The sequence below is a fragment of the Azospirillum oleiclasticum genome (assembly GCF_013423485.1).
GTDB lineage: Bacteria > Pseudomonadota > Alphaproteobacteria > Azospirillales > Azospirillaceae > Azospirillum > Azospirillum oleiclasticum.
Window position 1 is genome coordinate 1 of the sequence record NZ_JABFFR010000083.1, and the last position, 6,104, is coordinate 6,104.

Genomic DNA, 6,104 nt, shown 5'->3' on the forward strand with positions numbered 1-6,104 from the left:
AAGGGCGCGCAGGCGGGCGGCGGCCCGGGCCACGCGCTGGCGGTCGGCGGCGGTGCGGCGGACGCGGCTGAGGGCGGCGAAGCGGTTCAGCGCGCGCATCCGGCGCAGCAGGTCCGTGACCTCGTCGGTCTCCGCCAGGTGGCCCGGGATCCACTCCGGCTCCTCGAAGAGCCCACGGCTGCGCCGCTGTGACATCCGCTTCTCCGTGCATGGGCCCCGGGGGTGACGTGCACCGGGGGCGATAGGATGACCGTCCCAATGACCATGGGTTGATTAGACCCGGTTAAACGGGACTATTTTCCTTCTTGTCACGTTGACACCGCTGAATATGACGTTATCATCAGTGATGTTCAACCTTGCTTTCGCCCGCATGCCGCCACCGCACGCACCGCGCCGCACAGACCATCACGAATCCCCGGGCACGGAGTGGATCGATGACCACCCGGCGCTCCTCCAGGCGCTGCGCGACGCCCATGCCCGGGGCTGGTCGCCGCACGCGCTGGCCCGCTGGCTCGCGCGGGACCTGCGGGGGTCGCGCCTGCCGCGCGCCACCACCGAGGACGTCGCCCGCTGGCTGGGCGTCGAACTGACGGTCATCGACCGCACCACGCCGCCGCCCGGCACCGGGCAGGGATCATGACCACCGGCACGGCGCGCTGCGTGCTCCCACCGGACCACGCCGGCGCTCCGGTGGGGCGCGCGCGGAGCGCCGCGACCGTGTGGCCGCGTGGGCTTCGTGCGGGGAGACATTCGGGCCGCGCCGGCGGGCCACCACGAGCGGCCGGATGGCGACTGCGGCGGCGGGGTGCGCGCCGGGTCCGGCCGGCGCGGAACACCCTGCCCAGCAGACCACGCCACCGCGCCAAGGCCGCGCGGCTGAAAGGAGGGGCGCCATGGAGATCGACAAGCGTTCGGACGTCTGGCTGCAGTGCGCCATCGACGTCGAGATGCAGCACCGCGGCTGGGTGTCGATCCGCTGCGTGCGGAGCGTCGCCGATGCCTCGCCCGAGCGGGTCAGGCGGATGGCTCTGGATCTCTACGGGCCGGCAGCGTTCACGAAGCCGCCGCCCCGCACCCCCGCCGAGCGCCAGAAGGACGCGCGCACGCGCCGGCGTCGCGAGCACGACGAGCTGGTGGCCGCGCTGGTCTGGGCCGAGGCGAATCTGAGCGCGCGCAAGCGTGCCCAGCTCCATCAGCGCTGGCCACTCCTCGTCGGGCATTTCCCCGACCGCTGACACCCGCGGACACCACGCGCCGGACGCCGTTCCAGGTGCTTTCCGTCGGGGGGGACCGAGGCCCCGTCCGACGCGCCGGAGGCACGTTGCCGCCCCTCTCCGTTCGTCCCTCGGGACGCCCTTGGACGACTTGGCGGGCAGGGGTCCGGGCGACCCTCTTGCCGGGTCGGCGAAGGCTCGCGGAACCCCTTCCGTGGGGGCTCGTCGGTGGCCGGCGTGGACCCGGTGATCGGGGTCGGCGCGGCGGTCCCGGCGGATGGTCCGGGTGTGCTGGCGCAGGGCGCGTTTTGTGACGCCGGATCGGCCCGGCTCTCCCGACGCGTGACGTCACGATCAGGCCAACGCGAGGAGCCGACTGCGCCAGGGCCGTGATCGGAGAAGATCGCCCCTTGCGCGGCACGGTCAGACCTCGGATGATCGCGCCCGTAACCGAGAGCACCGATGACGAGAGCCAAGCCCAAGAAGAGGTCGAAACCCGCAGGCACCGCCTCCAAGACGGAAGATCTCCGTCGCAGGTTCGACGAGCCGCTCAAGAGGTTGACTTGGCATTCGTCCGTCCTGCTCGGGCAGCTGGGGATTCAGGCAGCGGTGGTCGAGCGCCTGAACGGCGACTTCGCCGAGGTCGAGGGCCGACGCGCCGACCTGGTGGCGCGCCTTCGAGGCGACGCTCTCCTGCACGTGGAGTTCCAGTCGACCCGCGAGGCCGATATGGCCTGGCGCATGGTGAACTACCGTCGGCTCATCCGACAGCAGATCGACGCGACCAGCCCGCTGTACCAAGTGGTCCTGTTCGTCGGCGACGAGGACATCGCGGGCTGGTCCATGAAGGTGGACGACAACCCTCTACAGTTCGAGTGCGAGCTCCGGGACATCCGGGACATGGACCCAGATACGTTCCTTGAATCGAGCAGTTTCGACGACAACGTTCTGAGCGTATTGTGTCGGGGTGGCGGCGATCCACAGCGGATCAGGCGGCTCGTCGGGAGCCTGGGGCGCCTGCAGGGCAATGCGCGAGCCGACGCCATCGCGAAGCTGGGCGTGTTGTCGGGACTGAGGAATCTGGCTGAGACGGTGATGAAGGAGGCTCCGATGCCGATGGTGCAGGAACTGAAGGAGAACCCCTTCTTCAAGGGCGTGTACTTGGAGGGGGAGCTGGACGGCGAGCGCAAGCGGCTCGCGAAGGTCCTTCAGGCCGTCCCCTACAAGGTGCCGGATGAGGTCTACGAAATGCTCGTGGACGCCGACGAGGATACCCTCGATCGCATCACCACGGCAGTCGTCCAGGCACGAAGCGACGTAGAACTGCTGGAGGTACTCGACATCCCGGTGGTCCGGCATTCGCCTCCGTGACCGCTCGCTTCTGATGCAGAAAGCCATCGCCGCGCGGCGACGGCCTGGAAGGTTCTAGTGCACTGACTCATTCAGAAGGTGCAGGGAGCCGGGCGATCTTGGCGAGGATGGTGTCGGCGGGTTTGGTCCAGACGAAGGGCTTGGATGCCTTGTTGTGCTCGCGGATGTAGCGGGTGATGGCGTCCTGCAGATCGGCCACGGACTTGAAGACGCCGCGCCGAATGCGTCGGCGGGTGATGATTGAGAAGAAGCCCTCGACGGCATTGATCCAGGAGGCTGAGGTGGGCGTGAAGTGGAAGACCCATCGCGGGTGATCGGCCAACCATTCCAGAACCTTGGGATGCTTGTGGGTGGCGTAGTTGTCGACGATGGCATGGATTACCTTGCCCACTGGGACGGCGCGCTCCACGGCGTTCAGGAACTTGATGAACTCCTTGTGGGTGTGTTTGGGCATGCAGCGCCCGACCACCGTGCCGTCCAGCGTGTTCAGCGCGGCGAACAGCGTGGTGGTGCCGTTGCGCTTGTAGTCGTGCGTCATCGTCCCGCACTTGCCGGGTTTCAGCGGCAGGCCGGGCTGGGTGCGGTCGAGCGCCTGGATCTGGCTCTTCTCATCGATGGACAGCACCACCGCGTGGCACGGCGGGTCCATGTAGAGGCCGACGATGTCCTCGACCTTGGCGGCGAACGCCGGGTCGTTGGAGCGCTTGAAGGTGCGGATGCGTTGAGGCTGTGTTATGATTCAAGCTTCGTATGTGGAACGAGGCGACGCGCGGCCGGATGGCCAGGATCGAGAAGAAGACGAAGCGGTACACGACGGACCTGACCGACGAGGAATGGTCGCTGATAGAACCGCTGGTGCCGAGGCAGTCGCGGACTGGGCGTCCGAGGGCTGTGGACCTTCGAGAAGTCTTGAACGCGCTGCGGTACCTGGCGCGGACCGGCTGTGGGTGGCGGCTGCTGCCGAAGGATTTCCCGCCGTGGCAGACGGTGTACTGGTGGTTCAAACGCCTCCTGCGACGCTTGCTGTTCCAAACGATCCACGACCTGGTGTTGATGATCGACCGCGAATTGGCCGGCCGGGAGGCCAGTCCGACGGCGGGGGTGGTGGACAGCCAGTCGGTGAAGGCCCCCGCGGCCAAGGAACGCGGCTACGATGCCGGCAAGAGGGTGAGCGGGCGCAAGCGCCACATCGCGGTGGACACCGACGGGCGCCTGCTGATGGTGAACCTGACCACCGCCGACATCTCCGACTCCGCCGGGGCCCGGCGCATCCTGGAGGCCATGCGCAAGCGCTGGCCGTGGATGAAGCACCTCTTCGCCGACAGCGCCTACGACCGCAAGAAGCTGCTGGACAAGGCCACCTTCCTCGACTTCACCGTCGAGGTGATCCGCCGAACTGACACTGAGCCGGGCTTCAAGGTCGTGCCGCGGCGATGGGTCGTCGAGCGGACCTTCGCCTGGATGACACGCTGGAGGCGACTGGTCCGCGACTACGAAACCAGCATCGATGTCTCCAAGGGCATGATCCAACTCGCCATGGCCAGCCTGTTACTCCGGCGAGTCTGCCATTGAACCGGTTGTCAAACGGACTCTGACCCGCTGTCAATCGCAGCGGAGTAGGCCGGCGGCTTCAACTCACCAAAGAGAATATAGGCCCCATCACACACCACGCACCAGCGCACGATCATACAAACGTCTCACCCGAGGCTGAAGATATCTACCTCGTCTGGGTTTCCGGTACGCTCCTTGACCACCAGAATGATGTGCGGTGGGTGCTGTGTGCTGGTTCTCTGGTCAGAACCAGGAATGAAGTAGCGGGATATAACTTCTCGGACGATCCGGCTCTTGGGGTTTGTACGACTTTGCCCGACGGTCACGCCCGGATCGATCAAAAGATCCCCAATGGCTGGTAGCACGCCGCCGGTTTCAGACAAATAGAAGCTTTCACCTGTTTGCTCAAAATGATTGCCTTTCTTAAAGTAAATTACAACCATTGGATTCATTGATAGCATTCTACCGCTCCGTTTCTGTTCTATGGGCTATTATAAAGCGGGTGGCTTGTAATTAACAGATGCCATCGCCCACGAGTGTGGATCGGCGTGCTGGTTGGACGTCGATCGGCGTCTCAACACATTGATCCTACGAGAAATAGGTAGGAGACCATGCAGAACCCCTGGGTGATCAGGCGGCGTTCGCCGTGGTGGGCGCTGTGGTGTCGTTGGCGGCCATCGCTGGGTACCACGCCGCGAAGGTGTCGCGCAGAGTGCCATCGAGGGTCCGGGTGCGGATCTGCACCATCCGATGAGATACCGTCACGCTGAGCAAGCGGTTTTTTCAGGTGGGGAGCATTGGCTCGAAGGGCTTTCGGGCCTTGGCGACGGCGTAGACGGCCACCAGGAGCTTTCGCATGGCGGCGATGAGGGCCAGCTTTGGCGGCTTTCCCTTGGCTCGCAGGCGGTCGTAGAAGGCTTTGAGCCACGGGTTGCGTCTGACGGCGGTGAGTGTGGGCATCCACAAGGCGGTTCGCAGGCGGGCGTTTCCGATGGGGGTGATGCCAGCCCAGGTTGGCCGGCGCTTGCCGGGCTGCCGCAGCGCCGGGACTACCCCGACATAGGCGGCCAGGGCGGCGGCGCTGTCGAAGCGGGCGGGGTCACCGAGTTCGGCGATGAGGCGTGCGGCGGTGCCGGGGCCGATACCGTCGATGGAGGTGAGCAGCGAGCCGACCTCGTGCTCGTCGAGCAGGCGGGCGATGTCGTCATCGCGCTCGGCCAGGCGGCGGCGCCACAGGTTGAGATCCTGGCAGATGTCGCGGACCTGGGCGCGATAGGCGGGGCCGTGGTGCTGACCGACCGAGCGTTCGGCGGCGGCGATGAGCTGGTCGGCCAGCTCGTGTCCGACGGCGTGGCGGCCGTCGTAGCGCAGCTTGGCGAGGCGGCGGGGGGTAGCTTTGGCGACGGCCTCGGCGGTGGGATATTCGGCCAGGATGGCGGTGGCCAGCATGCTGTCGAGGGTGCGAACGTAGCGGTGGAACTCCGGGAAGCCGGGATCGACCAGCCGGTGGAGCTGGCGGACGCGGTCGTCGAAGTCCTGGCGCAGCCGGTCGCGGTGGCGGACCAGTTCGCGCAGATCCTCGCGGGCCCGGCTGCCCAGCCGGGTCGAGGGCGGGTTCTTTTTCCGCCCGAAGCGGGCAAGGCCGAGAGCGTCGATGGCGTCGGTCTTGGTGCGCTCCAGGCTCTCGCCCTGGAAGCGGTGGGTGCGCAGCGGATTGATCAGGGCGACCTCGTAGCCCTTGGCCGCCAGCACGGCGAACAGGTTCTTCCAGTAATGCCCGGTCGCCTCCATGACCACCAGGGCCTCACCCGGTGGCGCCAGGGTCGCCAGCAGCGCGCCGTGCCCGGCGGCGTCCTCGGCGATCGGCTTGGGTTTGACCAGGACCATGCCGTCCGCACCGAGGATGGGGACGCGCCATAGAACGGGCGTGATTATACGTCGCCATTATCAACCAAACACAGCTATGGC

7 protein-coding genes and 1 pseudogene are annotated in these 6,104 nt (G+C 66.5%); 4 read left to right on the plus strand and 4 right to left on the minus strand.

Translation table 11 applies throughout. From position 1 onward, the window contains the following. The coding region (locus HL658_RS36230; RefSeq protein WP_180287744.1) for a hypothetical protein at positions 1-195 on the minus strand (195 nt) is incomplete at its 3' end. A 151-nt stretch (positions 196-346) separates the two neighbouring features. Between HL658_RS36230 and HL658_RS36235 the strand changes: the two genes are divergently transcribed. From HL658_RS36235 to HL658_RS36245, 3 genes are all read left to right on the plus strand, one after another. Next, positions 347-640, plus strand: a complete 294-nt coding sequence (locus HL658_RS36235) for a hypothetical protein (RefSeq protein ID WP_180286950.1) — start codon at positions 347-349, stop codon at positions 638-640. Positions 641-893: 253 nt separating this feature from the next. After that, positions 894-1,235, plus strand: a complete 342-nt coding sequence (locus tag HL658_RS36240; RefSeq protein ID WP_180287745.1) for a hypothetical protein — start codon at positions 894-896, stop codon at positions 1,233-1,235. Positions 1,236-1,676: 441 nt separating this feature from the next. After that, complete coding sequence (locus HL658_RS36245; RefSeq protein WP_180286952.1) at positions 1,677-2,585, plus strand: RpnC/YadD family protein; 909 nt, start codon at positions 1,677-1,679, stop codon at positions 2,583-2,585. A gap of 67 nt (positions 2,586-2,652) precedes the next feature. Here the strand turns inward: HL658_RS36245 and HL658_RS36250 are convergent. Next, a pseudogene (locus HL658_RS36250) lies at positions 2,653-3,315 on the minus strand (IS630 family transposase); the annotation flags it as partial. Positions 3,316-3,335: 20 nt separating this feature from the next. Between HL658_RS36250 and HL658_RS36255 the strand changes: the two are divergent. Then, a complete protein-coding gene (locus tag HL658_RS36255) occupies positions 3,336-4,157 on the plus strand; it encodes an IS5 family transposase (protein ID WP_180286953.1) in 822 nt (273 codons plus the stop codon). Between the two features lie 125 nt (positions 4,158-4,282). Here the strand turns inward: HL658_RS36255 and HL658_RS36260 are convergent, their stop codons facing one another. Then, positions 4,283-4,588: a hypothetical protein gene (locus HL658_RS36260; RefSeq protein ID WP_180287746.1), complete on the minus strand. Its 306-nt coding sequence runs from the start codon at positions 4,586-4,588 to the stop codon at positions 4,283-4,285. A gap of 331 nt (positions 4,589-4,919) precedes the next feature. Beyond that, entirely contained in the window at positions 4,920-6,071 is a 1,152-nt protein-coding gene (locus tag HL658_RS36265) for an IS110 family RNA-guided transposase (RefSeq protein WP_343055443.1), read from the minus strand. Positions 6,072-6,104: the final 33 nt, after the last annotated feature.

Bases quoted from the DNA above. Each gene is read 5' to 3' on its own strand.
- HL658_RS36235 (WP_180286950.1), top strand. From the start codon at position 347: ATGTTCAACCTTGCTTTCGCCCGCATGCCGCCACCGCACGCACCGCGC.
- HL658_RS36240 (WP_180287745.1), top strand. From the start codon at position 894: ATGGAGATCGACAAGCGTTCGGACGTCTGGCTGCAGTGCGCCATCGAC.
- HL658_RS36245 (WP_180286952.1), top strand. From the start codon at position 1,677: ATGACGAGAGCCAAGCCCAAGAAGAGGTCGAAACCCGCAGGCACCGCC.
- HL658_RS36255 (WP_180286953.1), top strand. From the start codon at position 3,336: ATGTGGAACGAGGCGACGCGCGGCCGGATGGCCAGGATCGAGAAGAAG.
- HL658_RS36260 (WP_180287746.1), bottom strand. From the start codon at position 4,588: ATGAATCCAATGGTTGTAATTTACTTTAAGAAAGGCAATCATTTTGAG.